At 32.4% G+C, this 20,178-nt stretch carries 17 protein-coding genes; 11 read left to right on the top strand and 6 right to left on the bottom strand.

Annotated elements, in window-relative coordinates:
• Positions 1-353: 353 nt before the first annotated feature.
• The gene (locus tag CN692_RS16170) at positions 354-1,415 is read right to left on the bottom strand and encodes a Surface layer protein (RefSeq protein WP_098120203.1); all 1,062 of its coding nucleotides are present in this window, start codon (positions 1,413-1,415) and stop codon (positions 354-356) included.
• A gap of 326 nt (positions 1,416-1,741) precedes the next feature.
• Positions 1,742-2,242, bottom strand: coding sequence for a HugZ family pyridoxamine 5'-phosphate oxidase (locus CN692_RS16165; RefSeq protein ID WP_098120202.1), 501 nt, complete (start codon positions 2,240-2,242; stop codon positions 1,742-1,744).
• Positions 2,243-2,608: 366 nt separating this feature from the next.
• Between CN692_RS16165 and CN692_RS16160 the strand changes: the two genes are divergently transcribed.
• The 4 genes from CN692_RS16160 to CN692_RS16145 all read left to right on the top strand — a co-directional run bounded on the left by CN692_RS16160 (position 2,609) and on the right by CN692_RS16145 (position 5,901).
• A complete protein-coding gene (locus CN692_RS16160; protein WP_098120201.1) occupies positions 2,609-3,541 on the top strand; it encodes an ABC transporter substrate-binding protein in 933 nt (310 codons plus the stop codon).
• An 84-nt stretch (positions 3,542-3,625) separates the two neighbouring features.
• Complete coding sequence (locus CN692_RS16155) at positions 3,626-4,690, top strand: FecCD family ABC transporter permease (RefSeq protein WP_098120206.1); 1,065 nt, start codon at positions 3,626-3,628, stop codon at positions 4,688-4,690.
• Positions 4,677-5,489: an ABC transporter ATP-binding protein gene (locus CN692_RS16150; RefSeq protein WP_098120200.1), complete on the top strand. Its 813-nt coding sequence runs from the start codon at positions 4,677-4,679 to the stop codon at positions 5,487-5,489. Before CN692_RS16155 ends, CN692_RS16150 begins: the two co-directional genes overlap by 14 nt.
• Positions 5,490-5,565: 76 nt before the next feature.
• Positions 5,566-5,901 carry an antibiotic biosynthesis monooxygenase gene (locus CN692_RS16145; RefSeq protein WP_098120199.1) on the top strand — a complete coding sequence of 112 codons (336 nt, stop codon included), beginning with the start codon at positions 5,566-5,568 and terminating at the stop codon, positions 5,899-5,901.
• Between the two features lie 196 nt (positions 5,902-6,097).
• Here the strand turns inward: CN692_RS16145 and CN692_RS16140 are convergent, their stop codons facing one another.
• Entirely contained in the window at positions 6,098-7,348 is a 1,251-nt protein-coding gene (locus tag CN692_RS16140) for an MFS transporter (RefSeq protein ID WP_179865695.1), read from the bottom strand.
• 553 nt (positions 7,349-7,901) lie between these two features.
• Between CN692_RS16140 and CN692_RS16135 the strand changes: the two genes are divergently transcribed.
• From CN692_RS16135 to CN692_RS16120, 4 genes are all read left to right on the top strand, one after another.
• Entirely contained in the window at positions 7,902-8,276 is a 375-nt protein-coding gene (locus tag CN692_RS16135; protein ID WP_098120197.1) for a hypothetical protein, read from the top strand.
• Between the two features lie 264 nt (positions 8,277-8,540).
• On the top strand, positions 8,541-8,810 hold the full coding sequence (locus CN692_RS16130) for a hypothetical protein (protein WP_098120196.1): 270 nt from the start codon (positions 8,541-8,543) through the stop codon (positions 8,808-8,810).
• 380 nt (positions 8,811-9,190) lie between these two features.
• The gene (locus CN692_RS16125; RefSeq protein WP_098120195.1) at positions 9,191-9,862 is read left to right on the top strand and encodes a response regulator transcription factor; all 672 of its coding nucleotides are present in this window, start codon (positions 9,191-9,193) and stop codon (positions 9,860-9,862) included.
• A gap of 8 nt (positions 9,863-9,870) precedes the next feature.
• A complete protein-coding gene (locus CN692_RS16120; RefSeq protein WP_098120194.1) occupies positions 9,871-11,103 on the top strand; it encodes a sensor histidine kinase in 1,233 nt (410 codons plus the stop codon).
• Between the two features lie 226 nt (positions 11,104-11,329).
• Here CN692_RS16120 and CN692_RS16115 read toward each other — a convergent pair whose 3' ends face one another.
• On the bottom strand, positions 11,330-11,908 hold the full coding sequence (locus CN692_RS16115; protein ID WP_373605042.1) for a TetR/AcrR family transcriptional regulator: 579 nt from the start codon (positions 11,906-11,908) through the stop codon (positions 11,330-11,332).
• Between the two features lie 41 nt (positions 11,909-11,949).
• A complete protein-coding gene (locus CN692_RS16110) occupies positions 11,950-12,987 on the bottom strand; it encodes an alpha/beta fold hydrolase (protein WP_098120192.1) in 1,038 nt (345 codons plus the stop codon).
• A 637-nt stretch (positions 12,988-13,624) separates the two neighbouring features.
• Between CN692_RS16110 and glpK the strand changes: the two genes are divergently transcribed.
• The gene (gene glpK / locus CN692_RS16105; protein WP_098120191.1) at positions 13,625-15,115 is read left to right on the top strand and encodes a glycerol kinase GlpK; all 1,491 of its coding nucleotides are present in this window, start codon (positions 13,625-13,627) and stop codon (positions 15,113-15,115) included.
• A 145-nt stretch (positions 15,116-15,260) separates the two neighbouring features.
• Complete coding sequence (locus tag CN692_RS16100; protein WP_098120190.1) at positions 15,261-16,907, top strand: glycerol-3-phosphate dehydrogenase/oxidase; 1,647 nt, start codon at positions 15,261-15,263, stop codon at positions 16,905-16,907.
• Between the two features lie 73 nt (positions 16,908-16,980).
• Here the strand turns inward: CN692_RS16100 and CN692_RS16095 are convergent, their stop codons facing one another.
• Complete coding sequence (locus tag CN692_RS16095) at positions 16,981-17,562, bottom strand: DNA-3-methyladenine glycosylase (protein ID WP_098120189.1); 582 nt, start codon at positions 17,560-17,562, stop codon at positions 16,981-16,983.
• A 221-nt stretch (positions 17,563-17,783) separates the two neighbouring features.
• On the opposite strand from CN692_RS16095, the gene CN692_RS16090 reads away from it, so the two are divergent.
• A complete protein-coding gene (locus CN692_RS16090; RefSeq protein ID WP_098120188.1) occupies positions 17,784-20,174 on the top strand; it encodes an immune inhibitor A domain-containing protein in 2,391 nt (796 codons plus the stop codon).
• Positions 20,175-20,178: the final 4 nt, after the last annotated feature.

The following is a 20,178-nucleotide window of genomic DNA, read 5'->3' as shown; positions in this document are numbered from 1 at the left end:
AAAATTAGTAAAACTGCAATTAAAATTAACAAAAGTGCAAATAAAATTAGCGAAACTGCAATTAAATTCTCTAGAAACCCAAATTAGATAAGATATTACCTATACAGGTTAGGGTATTCCAGCTTAATTATTGCTAAAAAGTAGTTACTCAATAGTGGAAATTAATAAAATTGCTCTATTTCTTTTAAAAAAGTGAAGAAATCTACTAAATATTTATAAATGATGATCATAAAATCAGCTCTAACCAGAAAATCACACGAATATCCCCCGATAGATCTCGGAAGTTAAAAAAGGGCCGCCTATAATCAGGTACTCTGACTTTTAGGTCGGCCTTTTAAAATTATCTTTTTCGATTAATTAGATTGTACAGCGCTTACTTCAAATGGATCTGCAGTTGTTTTATCACCTTTATATATGACGGAGTATTCTACACTTTGTACTGTAGAAGTAGCTTTAATTTGATCTACAATAATGAATGCAGTTGATTTATCAGCACTAAGCGTGATACTAGTAGGCGAGATTGGTTGCTCTGCACCACCATTTATACTTACTGATACTTTTAAATCTTTAATAGATAATGAAGAAACACCCATATCAAATTCAAGAGTTAATTTACCATTTGTTGCGTCGATATAATCGAGTTCAGCAGTAGGAGGTTTAATTGCATCAGTATATACTTCTAATAAATCATTATATTCGTTTGTTAGATCTTCTTTAAATGTTGCTGATGTGCGATTTAATATAGGCTTAACAGATTTCAAGATCGTATTCGCTTTTGCTAATTTGCCATATTCCAGTAGATCAGCAGTTTGATCCAACTTTTTAGAAATTGTAACGTCATATCGAAACTGTTTATACTTAGAAGATTGATCTTTATACTCATTCATGAAAATTTTTCTCGTTTTTGCTTCATAAACGTGAGTATAAATAGATAATTGCTTCGATGATACATATTTTCCTAGTTTACTATGTGCAACGATCACAGCATCTAAATCTTCATCTAAAACTGCAGTTTGAAGTTCAGATTCAACCTTTACAGAGTTATCTAAAGATGTCGTTGCTTTTAGATAAGGTTCAACACGTTTCGTAATATACATTTTATATGTGTTATTAAGGTCAGTTAAATATTTTTTCTTTGCCTTCTTGGAATATTTATTGATCGTTTGTTTTGAATAAGTATATTGTTTTTTTGCTTTGTTATATTCAGCTACAACAGTAGCTTTATTAGCTAATTTACCAGTCCTTTGAACTGGGATGTAATACGAGTTATATGCTTTTTTCATTTGAGCTTTTGATTCGTTAACTACTTTTCCAACGTAAACTGTTGCGCCAGTGGAAGTAGGTTTAGCTAATACAACGGTACTTGCGATAATAGCACTAACTGCTGCCACATTAATAATTGATTTAATTTTCATTCGTTAGATCTCCTATCAGAAAATGATAAATAAAATACAAAACTTTGTAAAAATAGTTGAAGGTGTAAAGTTTGATTAATAATGATTATCATTTTCATTAAAATCATATATGCTATTGAGAACTAATGTCAATTACTTTTTTTATACTTTAAGAAAATAGTAATTGGTAGAGGAGAAAAAATCGAAGTGGTTTTCATTTTTAGATAATATGTATAAGTGTCATTAGGACTCTGTTTTCTTTAAAAGTTTTCAGAGTGTGGAGAAATAAAAACCACTTTCACATAATTAATCGATTTATGGTGAAAGTGGATAGAGTGATTATTTATTTATTTATTTTTATCAACTACAACATGTTCAAATTTATTTCCAGAAAGATCGACGTCGTACGCAGATCCAAATCCAACGACATATCTCCCATGGATAGGAGTAAGTTCAAATAAAGACATATCAGCTAGTCCTCGAAGTAGTTTTATCATTGATGCGCCATGAATTTCCTCGAACTTGGAAAAAATTTCTTCTTTATTATCATTCCCAATGTTTTCAGACGTGCATTGAAAACGAACGCGTTCTCTTGCAAACAGATTAGGTGATTTAGAGTCATCGGCAATCATCATGATATGAATCAATTCATTCTCCTCAATAAATTTATAATGCTCTGTAATAGCACTTATAAAAATATATAGTTTTTCCTCATGCTTAACAAAAGGTGCGTAACTAATAAAGGGATTGCCATTTTGATCTAGCGTACTAATGGAAAAAGTTTTTGATTCGTTAACAAATTCAATATATTTCTGTTTGATTGCTTCGATCGATAGTTGTTTTTGCATTGATAGCCTCCAGAAAGATGTTTTCAGCTTCTAAAATTATATGTAGAATATAAGCTAATCTAGATGATAACAATTATCATTATCAATTTCAACATGAATTTCCACATTAATCTGTAATCAAATAGATGTTTTGTCTTAGAGTAGAGAATTTGAGACAGGAATATAAGGCCAGGGGATTGGTGGAAACCTTTTTTTATTATTTTTCTTCATGACAGAGAGGGAGCAGAATAAATTGATTCCAAATTAGAAAAAGATTAAAAAAATTAAAAAATCTAATTGACAACTATTCTCAGTGTAAACTATTATCAATTCGAAGGGTGTAATTGATAATGATAATCATTAATAATTAAACATGAGGAGTTATCTATGAAAAAGTTTTTATTAAGCATGTTATCGGTTTTAGTAACTTTTAGTTTACTAGCATTTAATACTTCGGTTTCTGAGGCAGCAACAAAAAAGATCACAGTAAAGGATTTTGCAAAAAGAACAGTGACATTTAAGAAAGCTCCAACACGAGTAGCGATATTAAGTGCTGGTGATCTAAGCACAGTTAAAGCATTAGGTTCTAAAATTGTCGGCCGTCCAACGACAGTTACACCAGTTGATTCTAGCTTAAAAAAAATTACTCAAATTGGAACGATTTATTCACCAAATTATGAAAAAATTGTTAGTGTAAAACCTGACGTTGTTATTGCGACTACTGCATTTAAAGCAAATATTAAAAAAGTAGAAAAGCTTGGAGTAAAGGTTATTATCACTTCTGGAGCATCAGTTAATGATATTAAAAAAAGTATTACTTTACTTGGGAAAGTGTTAAACAAAGGGAAAAAAGCAAAAGTATTAACAGGTAAAATTGATAGCCGTATAAAAAAATTTAGTAAAAGTAAAACAAATGTAAGAGCTGTTATTTTATTTGGCTCAGGTTCGAATTCTTTAGTTGCTCTTCCAAGTTCATTCTCAGGAGATGTATTGAAGAAAACTGGTGGAGTAAATATAGCTTCAAGTTTCTCACAAGTTAAAGATTTCCCAGGGTATGCAAACTTAAGTACAGAGAGAATTGTTAAAAGTAACCCAGATGTTATTTTTATGATTACTCATACAGACCAAAAGAAAACGAAGGCAGCTATGGCTAAGCTAATGTCTTCGAGTTCATGGAAAAATTTAAAAGCAGTTAAAAAGAAAAATGTTATTTTCTTACCTAGTGATTTATTTGCAGCTAGTCCAGGTGTGAAAATTACGAATGCATTAGATTATATGAACAAAGAATTATTAAAAGTTAAAGCTAAGAAAAACAAATAATTAAATCGATTAATAGGTGATATGAATTCTATTATCATATCACCTTATACTTTTTCTATTTATAAAATACGGGGGAACTATATGATGGAGAGGCAATCTAATGTAGTTGAAGCACAGAGTGAGCCAATAGCAATTAAAGAAAATAGGGTACATCCGTTTACAAAGAGACGAGTGACAACACTAATCTTTTTATTAATATCGATTGTGCTGGTTGTACTTTATTCAACAATTACTGGAAGCGTAAAGCTTAGTCTACATGAGGTTTGGGAAGGTTTATTTAATTCAAAGGATGAGATGTTTCATACAATTGTTTGGGAGTTAAGATTACCACGAATCATTGTAGGATTAGTAGTTGGGATGTGTTTGGCAGTTTCAGGTACAATCATGCAAGGTGTGATGAAAAACCCGCTTGCAGATCCTGGAATAATCGGTGTATCTTCAGGAGCTGCATTAATGGCAGTCATTATTATGATTGTTCTCCCTCAATTCATCATGTTATTACCAATCGCTGCTTTTTCAGGTGGTTTTGTAACAGCCATGTTGATATACAGTTTAGCGTGGCAAAAAGGATCATCTCCTTCAAGAATTATATTAGTAGGAGTAGCTGTAAATTCTGTAATTGGAGCTGCGATGAGCGGATTAATGCTATTATTTAGCGACCGAGTTCAAGCAGTTTTGCCATGGATGGCTGGAGGGATTTCAGGAGCTTCTTGGGACCAAGCAAAGGTCGTTTCAATTTATGCGGTACCTGCTTTAGTCTTATCGCTTTTTGCAATTAAACATATTAAGATTCTTAACTTAGGCGATGAAGTAGCAAAAATCCTTGGTCATAATGTAGAGCGTAGTAGATTCTTTTTAATCGTAATTAGTACATTTTTAGCCGGTGTTGCAGTAAGTGTATCTGGATTAATCGGCTTTATAGGACTTGTTATTCCACATATTTTGAGAATGATTGTTGGAAATGACTATCGATATGTTTTACCATTATCAGCATTAGGTGGGGGAGTATTTTTAGTACTTGCAGACACAATTGCACGAAGCTGGTTTGACCCAATTGAATTGCCTGTAGGTGTATTACTTTCATTCTTAGGTGGACCGTTCTTCCTATACATTTTAAATAAAGGAGGAAAAACTCGTGCTTTTAACTAAGGATATTTCTTTTGCACATTCCGAAACATTTTCACTAAAAGATATTAATGTGGAAGTTATTAAAGGAGAAATTGTTAGTCGAATTGGACCAAATGGCTCAGGTAAGTCGACAATGCTAAGAATTATTTCAAATCTCTTAAAGCCTAATGAGGGTACTGTATTATTAGATGGAAATGAAATAAAGAATCTAAGTAGGCAGGCAATCGCAAAAAAATTAACGATGCTACCACAAATACAAAACAGTGAACTTGATCTAACAATTAGAGAACTTGTTTCCTTTGGCAGAAATCCACATAAAGGCTGGTTTCAAAAGTTAGATGATGAAGACGAAAAGATCATCGATTGGGCGCTAGAAGTTACCAACTTACAGTCATTTGAGTTTCGATTTTTACAATCACTCTCTGGTGGAGAAAGACAAAGAGCCTGGATTGCAATGGCAATAGCACAACGTCCAAGTGTACTTTTATTAGATGAACCAACAACTTTTTTAGATATTGCTCATCAATTGGAAGTTATGGAATTAGTTCAAATGCTAAATGAGCGATTTGGCATGACAGTCATAATGGTTCTTCATGATATTAACCAAGCTGCTAGTTATAGCGATCGGTTAATAGTAATGAAAAATGGGCAAATCAAATACGATGGAAATTCGGAAAGTGTTATTTGTAAAGAAATGTTTCATGACATATTTGAAATAGATGTAGAAATATACAGTGACGGTAACCGACCGTTTTTTACACCAAAAAGAAATATAATTAAGACGAATGAATATGAGAAAGTACGTTTTGTAAAAAGCTGAGCGGAAAAAGAAATTATCTTTTGGTGTGTGGAAATCAACTTGCATTGCGTTCAGATGAAAATAGGGGGGATTTAAAATGATTATGACAACGAATACAATTAAAGTTGTAAAAGGTCATGCTGACGAAGTAATTGAACGATTTAGAGTTTCTAAAGGGATACATAAATTTCCAGGTTTTGTGCGAATGCAAGTTTTAAAAACATTGGATGTAGAGGAATATGATGAAATTAGAGTAAGTACAACATGGGAGTCAATGGAGAACTTTCATAACTGGGTAAATTCTGATTCATTCCGCGGAGCACATGCAAAACGTGCTGAGCAACAGGCGTCTAAAGAGAATAGCATTATGTTAGGTTCACAACTGACTTGCTATGAAATTCAAGTTGAGCATTTACCAAAAGAAAATAATTAATCAGAGTCCAAAACGGGCTCTTTTTTTGTCCATTATTTTGAAAAGTATCTTGTTGAATTCTAGAACAGGATCGTACATATTAATAAACCTAAAGGTAAGGATATAAATATTATTGGAAGTGAATAGAAAGGACAGGAAAACAAAGTTAAAATTTGACTTTAACTTTGTTTTCCTTGGTCCTTCTTACCTGATTGTCTTAAAATGAAATTTTATCACGCTTGTAGTCTAATTGATTTGAATGAGACATTTTATATGCCATTACACCAAATAAAACTCCAGATAAGCCTCTGAAGATCGTTGACATGATCATTGCAGTATTCATACTAAATGATTCCAGCAAAAATACGCCGACTTGCGGGGCGATAAAAGCTACGATTGATAATAAGAAATTATAATTAGCAATATAAGAAGTTCGATGTTCTTCTTCTGTTGATTCTAATAAGCTATTAAATAAGATTAAAACAGTTCCAGATACAAAAAATCCCGATGTAAAGTTTACAAAAAATAAGTAAATATAATTAGTAGATAAAATATTTAAAATAGGTGCAGAAGCCATTCCTATTGAAATCCAAATTAATAATTGAGTATTACTATATCGATTCGCCATCTTTGCCCACCAACGGAAGCTGACGATTTGAGAAAGTTGGTTGCTTACAGTAAATAAACTTATCCAAAAAGCAGTAGCATGAGCATATCTTATTTGATAAATCGAAAATAAAGACCAAGCCATTTGCCATGCGAAGTTAAAAAATAGTGCACAAACTAAAAATGTTATATACGGTTTATACTGAAAAAGATGTTTTGAAAATGGAGAGTAATGAGTAGAAGTTTCAATTGTTTGCTTCTCCTCTTTATGTTTCAAAATATAATAGAACTCAATCATTCCAAATACAAATGCAAATAAAAAAAGTAATTGATAAGGAAGAGCGCTTTTGGAACTGATCGATTTCATACAAAATCCAGCTACAAGTGTTACAACCATTCCTGTAAAGGTAAGAATCCTATTGCGATTACCAAAAAATGTGTTCCGACGATCTGCTGGAATTAAGTCTCCAATAAAAGCTTGCCAGCTTAAATTTAAAAAGGTTCCAGGGAAATTCATTAATGCAATTAATATAACAAAAAACCATGAAATATGTTCTGATTTAATAAATGGTAGAAAAACCATTATTAATAGAAAGAATCGAGTGAAAAAAATTGAATAAGCCGTGAATTTTCTTTTTTCCTCTAACTTGTTCACCATAAAAGCAGCGGGCAGCATTGCGGCCATACCGACAATTGAAGGTAAGGAAGAAATTAAACCTACTTGATAATTTGTAGCACCTAAAATTGCGATTGCAAACAAAATAAAGTAGTTGTTTGATAAGCTTATGGCAATTGTAGAAGCGGCACCATTTTTAATACTCTGGTATTCATTGTGTAGTACGTCTTGTTTACTGTAAATCAACTTACTTTCCTTCTTCCTTTTTTTGATATTTCTTAATTTAGTACAAAATGTAAATAAAACACTCGATTTCAAATTTTTGAATAATTCATTAGAACAATAGCATATTTATACGGTAAATTCTATGATTTGGATTTAAGTTTTTATGTAAAAAAATGGATATATATTAAATGGGGATTTCCAAAAATTAGCTATTAGTTTCAGAGTTTTAAAATTGCATTTTAGATAAATTTTTAATAAACTAGAATAATCTGTCTGATTGTAATAAAAGTCTAATTTAAACATATTAAATATTGGAAAGAACATTTTTTAATGGTTAAGCCATACTAAAGTTAGAATTGACGTAAAAATAATCTCAATTATTTCATCGTCAATTTTTTATTTAACTTTAGTTTTTAATTGGCGAGCGATGACGAGTACTCGGCGTAGTAACCAGTTCTAGAAATAAAGTAATAGTGGCAACTACGCATACGGCCCTCACATCGCCCTAAGACTGGCCAATTGGCAAATTTTCTTTATTTACATATGAACAATATACGGCAAGGAGAAGTGACATATGTTTTCACCAGTTTACAAAGTAAATGATGATGGAGAAATTTACTTAAGTACAAAAGGTTTTTCAGTAACTTACGACCAATTTAAAGAGGATGAACAAGGCAACGCATACGTTATCGTAAAAAGCGCTGAAGAACCTCTGATTAGAGTAAAACTACTTCTACATAATATTGGTAATGCGAAAACACCAGAATTAGAAGTAAAAAACAAATCAGGATTAGGTCAGGTGGAAATAAGATTACTTCGAGTAAAAATTAAAAAGTTTAAAAATGGATGGGGAGCAAAAATCGCTTTATCGAATGGTGAGGTGACGATTAAGGGAGATATTCCTAAACATGTCAAAATTCAAGTAGTTCGTAAGGTAAAATTAGCTTAAGCATTTATTTACTATTTATTATTTAAATTTCATATGAAAAAACTATATTTTGATTTATTTTTTGGACTAATTTATAAAATTTTGGTGTCTATTAGCTATCTAGCTAGTAGGCACCTTTTTTATATTGACTTTCCATTCTAGAAAGAACATATAATTGAGTTTATTTGCAAAGGATAGATTCAAAATATTAGTAATTTTATTAAGAAAAAATTAAGGATTCTATTGCATAATTCTCTTATTCAATTCTAAGGAGTGGGGATCAATATGGAAAATTTAGAATCAAATTTAGTAGAAAAAAATCAAAAAGCCAATTTGAAAAATAATCGTTCATTTTCTCCTAAAGTTATTTCAATTTTACTAATAGTAAACTTGGTAATTGGTGTTTTTACTTTAATAGGAGTTGGTTATTTAAGCTATAAAAATAATAGTCGTACTGAAATGATGAGAGGTTTCCGTAACGGAGGAGGCTTTCAACAAAACGGTGGCGGAGGCTATTTTAATCAACAACCACCAGCATCTGGTAGCAGCAATTAATAAGAACTAATACAAAAAAAAGTGTGAAAAATTTTTGCTATTTTGGAAAAACTTCATGATAAGAACTAAACAACCTTACAAATCACATATGATAACGGTATTTTGAATGGGTTAATATACATGTAAGTAGAAATCGCTAAACAAATGTATGCAGCATTTATATCAGTCATTGGAATTATGAAAATTTATGTAAGAGAAACAATCGATTTTTACTAAATAGTAAGTTTTAAATTTTTAATAGAAATAATCGTACTAAGTACGTTTGGTGATATGATAGAAGTAGACTGGACCGATTCGGGCTTTGCGATTTTGAATAATTTAAAGGGAGCGTTGCTATTGTTTAGGGACGCTTCTTTTTTAGTCTAATGGAGGTAAAGTTTTTGAGAATTTTAGCTGTAGAAGATCATAAAGAAGTTTTAAATTCAATCGTTGAATTATTATCAAATGATTTTAAAGTAGATAAGGCATTAGAGGGAGAAGAAGGGTTCTTCATGGCTATGCAAAATATATATGATGTTATTGTATTAGATGTAATGTTACCAGAAAAAAATGGGTTTGAAATCGTAAAAGATTTGAGAAAAGAAGGAATTCATACGCCAGTACTATTTTTGACAGCAAAAGATTCACTAGAGGATCGGGTTGAGGGATTGAACTTAGGTGCTGATGATTATTTAGTCAAACCATTTCAAGGACCGGAGTTACTTGCGAGAATTTATGCACTACTTAGAAGAAGTGGTAAACTAACAATTGATAGTTCATTAAAATATCAAGGTATTATTTTAAAAGGAAAAGAACACCCGGTCGAAGTAAATAATGAAACTATCCATTTAACAATTAAACAATATGAGCTTTTAGAATACTTCATTCAAAATCAAGGGAAAATTTTAATGAAAGAACAAATTTTTGATCGAGTTTGGGGATTTGATTCTGATACAACTGTTGCGATTGTAGAAGTATATGTTCACCAAATTCGAAAAAAACTAGAGCCTTTTAATTACGGTAGTATAATAAAAACTGTCAGAGGAATTGGATATATTATGAAAGATGACTAGGTGAAGAAATGTTTAAGAAAACTAAAATTCGATTAACAATTATAAATTCGGTAGTATTTATTTTACTAATTGGAATCCTTTCTTTAATTATTTATTCATACACAAATAATCGTTTATATAAAGAGGTTGATCAATCACTTTTATGGAATATTAATCGGATTCAAAATAGTGATAATCCAAATCGTTTACCAATTTCTAATCGAGATCCCCGAGTATTAATGATTATGTGGGATGAAAATAAAAAAGTAGTAAATCCGATGCCAGGTATTAATGCAATAGTATTACAAGATGAACTAAAATATCCTAAAATAATAAACGAAATATATAATGATAAAATTGGTGATATGAATTATCGTACGATTTCAATTCAAGGTGAGACAAATCGTGGGAAAATTACACTACAAATATTACGGAATATAGATTCGGAAAAGGATTTACTAGATACGTTGCTCATCATATTAATTGTTGGTTGGGTATTAGGAAGTGCATTGGCAATTGTGGCCGGGTATATTTTGGCTGGGCGTGCACTTGTACCGATTACAAATGCTTGGCAGAAGCAACAGGAATTCGTTTCTGACGCTTCTCATGAAATAAGGACACCTTTAACAGTCATTCAGTCACGTTTGGAATTATTACTTAGAGAGCCTAATGCTTCAATTGAAGAAAAGGCACAAGATTTTTCAATTATGTTAAAAGAAAATAGGCGTCTATCTAAACTAGTTGCAAGTTTATTAACGTTAGCAAGGTCAGACTCGGGACAAATACAACTAAATAAAAAAGTATTTTCTTTAAACGAATTGTTAGAAGAAGTCACTTCCCATTTCACTGAGATTATATCATTTCAAAATAAAGAACTATTGTTGACAATTAAAGGAACGTATTTTCATTTTGGTGACCAGGAAAGACTTCATCAATTGCTTGTAATTTTAATCGATAATGCAATGAAATTTACAAATGAAAATGACACGATTGAAATTAGCTGTGAACAAGTGAAAAATCATTTTCTAATAAAAGTTATAGATAGCGGCGTTGGAATAAACGAGGAAAATCTGCCTCGAATATTTGATCGGTTCTTCCAAGAAGACGCATCACGTACATCTGAAAATGGAATTGGATTAGGATTATCAATTGCAAAATGGATTGTTGAAGAGCACGGTGGGAAAATTAAAGTTCAAAGTAAAAAAGGTGAAGGGACAAGCTTTGAAATTACATTGCCAGTCCATTCATCTTTAAAAGGTTAATCATTTTGTTTCTTAATCTAAGAATATTACCCATTATTTAGGATGTTTCCGACATTATTTCCTAAGAAATAACGTTAAATTACAAATTATAAGAAGAACATTAAACTTCTCAAAATAAGAAAAAAAGCGACATATATTTTGTAGAGTCGCTTTTTATTTTGGCTCAGTTAAATTACATTGTTGGTATTTGAACTAAAAAAGAAGCTGTTTTAGTCTCTGAATTCTATTAAACCTTTAACATTTTCATCAAAAATTCAGTAGTTGGTAAACCAAATTTCTTATCGACTAGATCTTGAATAGTTAAACTATTTATCACATTGAAATACCATACTAATAATTTTCGTGGGTCTTCTTTTAAAAATTCTCCACTTTCTTGTCCTTTTATAAATATTGGTATTAGTAAATCAATCAAATAATCTGGAGAGTATGTTGATAGTAATTCTGTCACTTTTTCAGGTACTTCATTGTCTTTCCTCGCTTGTTGGATTATCATAAATGCGTATTTATGATTTTCGTCTAACATTTTTTCAGTTAATAATGTTAATAGCTGGTAAGGAGTTCCAGGAAAAAATTGAAGTGAACTTAGCTCACTTTCAGACTCAATCATTAAACCTTCAATAATTTGAAGAAACAATTCTGCCTTTGAGTGAAAGTGACGAAAAATTAAACCTTCACTAACATTTGCTTCAGTTGCAATTACGCTTGTTTTTGCATTTTTATAGCCATACAATGCGAAAATTTTCAAAGCAGATTGTTTTATAAGCATCTTTCTATCAGTTTGTAGATTATTATCCTTTTGTAACAACTTATTCACTCCAATTTATACTTTCTTACATAAATTATTGATTATTGGGTACATTGAATTGCTAATGGTCTTACTCTTTTTATTAATTCTTGTAAAAACTGTTCAGGTCTAGCAAAGCAAGCTAAATGTCCAGCGTTATTTATATAAACAAACTCTTTTAAAGGGGCTTCTATTTCTTGCAAAAATCGTTCTGCATTTTTTGTAGGCGTAATAATATCTTGATCTCCTTGAAAAATAAAGAAAGGAATTGAAAATTCTGTTCCCAAATGTTCATAATTAAAATTCATTAGTTCGTTAAACAATTGATCCCCTGAAAATTTCATCCCTCTAAAAATATCGAATATATCTTTTATATTATGTTGAGGTGATGAAAGCATTGAAGGCAACATAAGGTCCATTATCATATTTGGAACATTTTTTATAGATTTTACTAAAATCTGATTTCTTTTATCAAAATCTTTTTGAGTCCATTTTGTTTGATCGGGTCCAAAGTTTTTGATTAGCTTAAGTTCTCTAGTATTCCCTGCATCATTCAAGGCATTAATTGCCAAGTGGTATGCTAATTTTTCTGGATCATAACAGTTTTGATCAGTCCCTACATAAGCATAGTAAAGATCGGGCTTTTCTTTTATCATCAATGTAGCTATAAGACTACCAACAGAACTACCTAACAAAATAATTTTATCTTGCTCAAGATCATGACAAATAAGACTAGATAATTCAATGCCATCTTCTGCCAACTGGTTAAATGTAATTTTACCACAACCATCTTTTCCATTCCTTTTAAAAGTTTTTCCAGCGCCTCGCTGATCCCATTGAACTATAGTAAAATACTTTTCCCAAGGTCGTAATAAAGTGCTAAAAATTGTATAAGTCGAGGCCGGACCACCATGAATTAATAAAATAACAGGGTTACTTTTATCTTCTCCTCGGATTGTAATCCATTGATCAATTCCCCCAATAGTTACAAACTTTTCTTCATTTATCATATATTCCGTATTTATTTTTAATTTATTTTTATTTTTCTTTTGATTATATTTACGAAAAAAGATATCCGGTAAAATGTTTGATTTTGTCATTTTGAGTTTTTCCTCTCTAAATTATCTAAATGAGTAAGTTACTCACTCATTCTATGCAATGCATCCTGTCCCTGTCAAATTATTTAATAGAATTAAAAAAGTACCTAAGTCCTATAATTAGTTTATTAAGTAGGTCCTATATAAAAAACAGCCAATGGCTGCTTTTTTTCTTCAACTATCTTAATTGTGAGCTAAGTCTTAATAAATATTAAATAATAAATAATAAAATAACCTACTCGCCTTCATTAAAAATTCGTCCGATATTAGGAAGATGTTGATGAATCAGATTTTTAAAAAATAAAAACACGTACCAGTTTGTGAACAACTTTACTTAAACTAAACTGCCATTTAGTAACATTAGAAAATCATCAATCCACTATACAGAGCCCTTTATTTTAAAAAGCAGTACGAGGGTTTCTTATAAATAACGACGAATAATAATTGTAGCACTAGGAATAAGTTGTCTTTCTCTTGATTTTAAATTAACGAAATCCTACTCTAAAAAGAAGGGAAAACAAAGTTGAGATTAAAATAGAGGTTTTGATGTCTTTTATCCTGTTCATCTTGTATCCCACCCTTAAATAGTCGCATTTTTAATGTGCACATACATAAAATAATAGCAAGGAGGTCATTTGAGATGGAAAAATATATTTTGTCACTTGACCAAGGGACGACTAGTTCGCGAGCAATATTGTTTGATAAAGAAGGTAAAATTGTACATACAGCTCAAAAAGAGTTTACTCAATATTTTCCAAAGCCGGGTTGGGTAGAGCATAATGCGAATGAAATTTGGGGATCGGTTCTTGCTGTAATTGCAACTTGTCTTGCGGAAGCGAATATTAGTCATGATCAAATTAGTGGAATTGGAATTACGAACCAACGTGAAACGACAGTCGTCTGGGATAAACATACTGGGATCCCAATTTATAATGCGATCGTTTGGCAATCAAGACAAACGGCTGAAATATGCGAGGAACTGAAGCAAGGTGGTTTTGATTCAATAGTCCGTGAAAAAACGGGGCTTCTTATTGATGCATATTTTTCCGGTACTAAAGTAAAATGGATTCTTGATCATATAGAAGGTGCTAGAGAAAAGGCTGAGGCAGGCGATTTACTATTTGGCACAATTGATACATGGTTAGTTTGGAAGCTTTCTGGTGGCAAAGCGCATGTAACAGATTACTCAAATGCATCTAGAACGATGATGTATAATATTTATGAATTAAAGTGGGATCAAGACTTATTGAATATGTTAAATATTCCAGAAAGCATGCTTCCGATTGTTCGCCCGTCTTCAGAAATCTATGCGAACACGGTTAGTTATCATTTCTTTGGAAGTGAGATTCCAATTGCGGGAATAGCTGGTGATCAGCAAGCAGCTTTATTTGGTCAGGCATGTTTTGAAAAAGGTATGGCTAAAAACACATATGGTACTGGTTGTTTTATGCTAATGAATACAGGAAATCATGCAGTTAAGTCAAATCATGGACTACTGACAACAATTGCATGGGGGATAGATGGAAAAGTTGAATATGCACTTGAAGGCAGTATATTTGTTGCTGGCTCTGCTATTCAATGGCTACGTGATGGTTTAAGAATTATTAAAAATGCTGCGGATAGTGAGAAATATGCTACTAGAGTAACTTCATCTGATGGAGTTTATGTTGTGCCTGCATTTGTAGGGTTAGGTACACCATATTGGGATAGTGAAGTACGCGGAGCAGTATTTGGTTTGACAAGAGGAACATCTAAAGAACATTTTATTCGTGCTACATTAGAAGCGCTCGCATATCAAACAAAAGACGTATTAACAGCAATGGAGGCAGATGCTAACATTTCATTAAAAACGTTGCGAGTAGATGGTGGGGCAGTTAAAAATAATTTCTTAATGCAATTTCAAAGTGATTTGCTAAATGTACCAGTTCAACGTCCGATTATAAATGAAACCACTGCATTAGGTGCGGCTTATTTAGCTGGCTTAGCAGTAGGATTTTGGAAAAACCAAGAGGAAATTGCTGGACAATGGCAAATGGATCGTTGCTTCGAGCAAGCGATGTCAAATGATATAAGCAATGAGTTATATTCTGGCTGGAAAAAAGCAGTGAATGCAGCACTTGCATTTAAGTAAATAGAACATTCAATTGTTTACTAAACTTTTAGGACCTTTCTACATGCAATTGTAATTGTAGTGGTCCTTTTTTAATTTTAGGCGACTTTCTTATATAGCGTGTCTTTCTAATCAACTAGAAAATTTGTTGAAGTGAGGTAGTACAATGGATGAACAATTTTCGAGTTTAAAAAGAAAAAAGATCAAGGAAATATTAGCTGAAAAGGTGTTCGATGTATTAGTAATTGGTGGCGGAATAACAGGTTGTGGAATCGCGCTGGATGCAGCTACAAGAGGAATGACTACAGCTTTAGTTGATATGCAGGATTTTGCATCTGGTACATCGAGTCGTTCTACTAAGCTTGTACATGGTGGCTTGCGATATTTAAAGCAATATGAATTTAAAATGGTGGCAGATGTAGGCAAAGAGCGAGCAATTGTTTATGAAAATGGCCCTCATGTTACGACACCTGAATGGATGTTACTTCCGATATACAAAGGTGGAACGTTTGGAAAGTTCAGTACTTCTTTAGGGCTAAGAATATATGATTACTTAGCTGGTGTAAAAAAAAGTGAACGAAGGAAGATTTTAAATCAAAAAGAAACGATTGATAAAGAACCTTTAGTTAAAAGAGATGGGCTTAAAGGTGGTGGATATTATGTCGAGTACCGCACAGATGATGCTCGCCTAACAATCGAAGTAATAAAAAAGGCAGTTGAACATGGGGCACAGGCGATCAATTACGTTAAGGTTACAGATTTTATTTATGAAAATACTAAAATAGTAGGTGTACATGTAATTGATTTAATCACAAAAGTACCTTTTACAATTCGAGCAAATAAGATCATTAACGCAACAGGACCATGGGTTGATCAGTTAAGGGAAATGGAACGCCTAGAAAGTGATAAAAATCTGAGATTAACTAAAGGGGTACATTTAGTGATTGATCATCAGAAGTTTCCTTTAAATCAGTCTGTTTATTTTGATACGCTAGATGGTCGAATGATATTTGCAATTCCAAGAGATGGAAAGACCTATGTCGGTACGACTGATACATTTTATGATCAAGATACTGCTAATCCAAATGTAAGTAATGAAGATAGAGAGTATATATTAAATTGCATTAAGTATATGTTTCCGACAATCAAATTGGAAGATACCGATGTTGAATCGAGCTGGGCTGGTATTCGTCCTTTAATTTTTGAAAAAGGGAAGGATCCTTCTGAAATATCAAGGAAGGATGAGGTCTGGGTATCTTCTTCAGGGTTGATTACGATTGCAGGAGGAAAGTTAACTGGATATCGTAAAATGGCCGAGACGATTGTAGATAAACTATTAAAAGAAAATAAAAATAAATTTAAAGAATGCCAAACTAAAAATTTACCAATTTCGGGTGGAGATGTTGGTGGTTCCAAAGGAATTAATTACTTTACAAAGCGATTTTCGTCTGCAGGAATTGCGATTGGCTTAAGTGAATCGGAGTATAAAATATTAAGCAGGAAATATGGATCTAATATTGAACAGTTATTGAATATTTCATTTAGTCACTTGAAGAATCAAACAAGTTTACCGCTACCGCTATTTTTACAGTTGGAATATGGAATTCAAAACGAAATGGTAGTAAAACCGGTGGACTTTTTTATTCGAAGAACTGGATTTTTATATTTTCAAATTGATTTGGTTAATAAATATAAGGAAGAGGTCATTCGTTATATGACAAGTAGATTAGGTTGGAGCAACTATCAAATCATCGAATATCGTCTGGAATTGGAAGAGCACATAAAAAATGCAGTTACAGCTCATAATGAATGATGTTCAAAGCAATTTTAAAATGAAACCCAGACTGATTGGAAGCATACATTTGCGATCAGCCTGGGTTTTCTAATTATCTTGAAACAAATTTATTATTCGTAATCCAAAATCTCCACGGATAATCCTTTGCTTCCCCAGTATTATCGATTCCAATTCTAGGACCACTACTAATATGCTCTGGCTTAATCCCTTCCGTAATATAAACTGGAGGTAGCCAAAAAGGCTTCCCGTAAGACTCCATCGTAATATTTAATGCTTTCGTAAGCTTTCCTGGTCCATTCGTTAAATTAGTAATCGGCTGATTTTTCCGATTTTCGATCATTTTTTCAATCCCGTCCAAAGGTTCTAGTGCCCTAATTAAAACTGCATTAGGTATTCCAACTTCCCCGCAAACAACATTTATTAAAGTATGGGTATGCATTTGATAAGTATAGATGAAACCTGGCTCATGGAACATAATTTCAGTTCGTTTCGTGCGTCTGTTTTGAAAACTATGTGCAGCTCGATCATCCGGTCCCATATAGGCTTCGGTCTCTACGATTACTCCAGATATTTCCATTTCATCGGTACTATGAACTAAGACGCAACCTAAAAGCTCCTTGGCTAATTGTAAAGTAGGTTGTAAAAAGAAATCTTTTTTTAATGTCGAATTCATAAGAAACTCCTCAAAAATTGTTTGTTAAAAAGAGAAAATGTATTATTTTGTCGAGACAATAAGTTGTATTGCCTATTCTGTTTGTTAAAATATTTTTAAAAATAGATTAAATAGATTAATTGAATCATTAGAAATTATTCACTATTACTCATTGTACAATGCCCCTTAAGCCTGTACTATTTATTTGTTATTAGAAGATTCGAAAAAAGGGGTGTAGAATTATGGCAAAACCATCATATTGGAAAGTTTTATCAAGTGTTTCACTTGTTACAGCTTTAAGTATGTCGATTTTAACAGCTGGAGTTACTACAAAAGCAGCAATTCCAACTGAAAGTGAAAGTAAGCAATTAGTAGAAAGTCCTAGTCTAGATTTAAACATTGTTGATGAAGACAGATTAGCACAAGCATTAACAGACAGAGGTGTTATTAAAAAATCTGATAGTGCAAAAACAGTTAAAGCAAAGGTACAAGCTTATCTTGATAAAAAACAAGGTGAAAAAGTAAAAGTAAGCGCTTCCGTACATAATTCTTTAATTGCTGAAAAGCAAAGAAAAACAATCGAAAGACAAAAACAACAGCTAGCAAAACAATTAAATAATACGAATGAGAAAGCTGCTAAAGGTAAAGCTGATGGTTTCGTTCAAGTTGATTCAGCTAAACAAGGTAAATACAATGGTGGAACTCGTGAAGATAATGTATTAGTTATCTTAGCTGAATTTGCAGATTTTAAACATAATAATGTTGATAAGCAAGATGGATATATGTATGCATCTGATTTTAACAAGAAACACTATGAAAATATGTTATTTGGAGATAAAGACTTCAAATTATATGATGGCTCTAAAGTTAAAACGTTTAAGCAATTTTATGAAGAGCAATCAGGTGGAAGCTACACTGTAAAAGGTACAGTTACAGATTGGTTAACTGTTCCTGGAAATGCAGCTGACTACGGAAAAGATAGTGAAACAGGTACTGATAATGGAGGTTCATTAGGACCTCGTGATTTTATCAAAGATGCAGTAAAAGCTGCTATTAAATCAGGTGTTAATTTAGCAGATTTTGATAAATTAGATCCATATGATATTGATGGAGATGGCAATATTAATGAGCCAGACGGTTTAGTCGATCACTTAATGGTAATCCATGCTGGAACTGGTGAAGAAGCCGGTGGCGGTAAACTAGGTGACGATGCAATTTGGTCTCACCGTTGGACTTTAAATGGGGTAACTCCTTTTGCAGGAACTACTGCGTCTGTTGACTATTGGGGCGGTAAAATGGCAGCATTTGATTACACTGTAGAACCAGAAGACGGTGCAACAGGCGTATTTGCTCACGAGTTTGGTCATGACTTAGGCTTACCTGATGAGTACGATACTAATTATACAGGTAGTGGTGAACCGATTGCTTCTTGGTCAATTATGAGTGGTGGAAGCTGGAACGGGCAAATTGCAGGTACAACACCTTCAAGTTTCTCTCCACAAAATAAAGAGTTCTTCCAAAAGACAATTGGTGGTAACTGGGCAAATATTACAGAAGTAGATTATAAAGATATCGATCGTTTAGGTATGCAAACTGTTATCGATCAAAGTGTAACAAAATCAGGTAATCCTGGTGTTGTAAAAGTAAACTTACCGAAAAAAGAAGTGAAAAGTAAAATTCAGCCTTTATTCGGTAAAAACTATTATCATAGTTTAAAAGGTGATAATTTAGACACGACTATGACTTCACCTGTTATTGATTTAACTGCGGCTACAAGTGCAAATTTATCATTTAAAGCAAACTATGAAATTGAAAATAATTATGATTATTTAGATGTAAATGTATTAGATTTAAATGGTAAAGTTCTTGGCACTTTAGAAACATTGGGTGAAAAAGACACTGATGATCAATTTGACACAACAAATGGTCAATGGGTTGATAAATCATATGACCTAAGTGGATTTAAAGGGCAAAAAGTTCAACTTCAATTTGAATACACTACGGATGGTGGATTAGCTCCAGCTGGTTTTGGATTTGATGAAGCAAAAGTAACAGTAAATGGAAATACTGTATTATCTGATGGTGCTGAAGGTACTCCATTATTCAAATTAGATGGTGGTGCAAGAGTATCTAACGGTACTGATTTTTATGACCACTCTTATTACTTAGAGTGGAGAAACTATGCTGGTGCTGATAAATCACTAGAATACGCTCGTGGCGTTAAATATAATACTGGTTTAGTAGTTTGGTATGGTGATGATAGCTATACAGATAACTGGACAGGAGATCATCCTGGTGAAGGTTTCTTAGGGGTAGTTGACGCACATCCTAACGCAATCGTAGGAACTCTAAATGGTAAACCTTCTGTAGATCAAAGTACACGTTACCAAGTTGCAGATGCTGCTTTCAGTTATGATAAGTCACCTGCATTCTATATTAACTCACCATCTCGTGGAATCTTTGATTATCAAGGGTTACCTGGTGTAACAACATTTGATGATTCTAAAAAATATGCAGATCCAACAGGCCTAATTCCTGATGCTAGTAGAAAAGTTCCTAACTATGGATTAAAATTCCAAGTAGTTGGTGAAGCAAAAGATAATTCTGCTGGTGCAGTTTGGATTCGTAAATAATAAA

It is taken from the genome of Bacillus sp. AFS002410, from assembly GCF_002556365.1.
Classification (GTDB): Bacteria; Bacillota; Bacilli; order Bacillales; family Bacillaceae_G; genus Gottfriedia.
The sequence above is the reverse complement of the archived record's forward strand: the minus strand, read 5'-3'. Positions and strand labels throughout refer to the sequence as shown.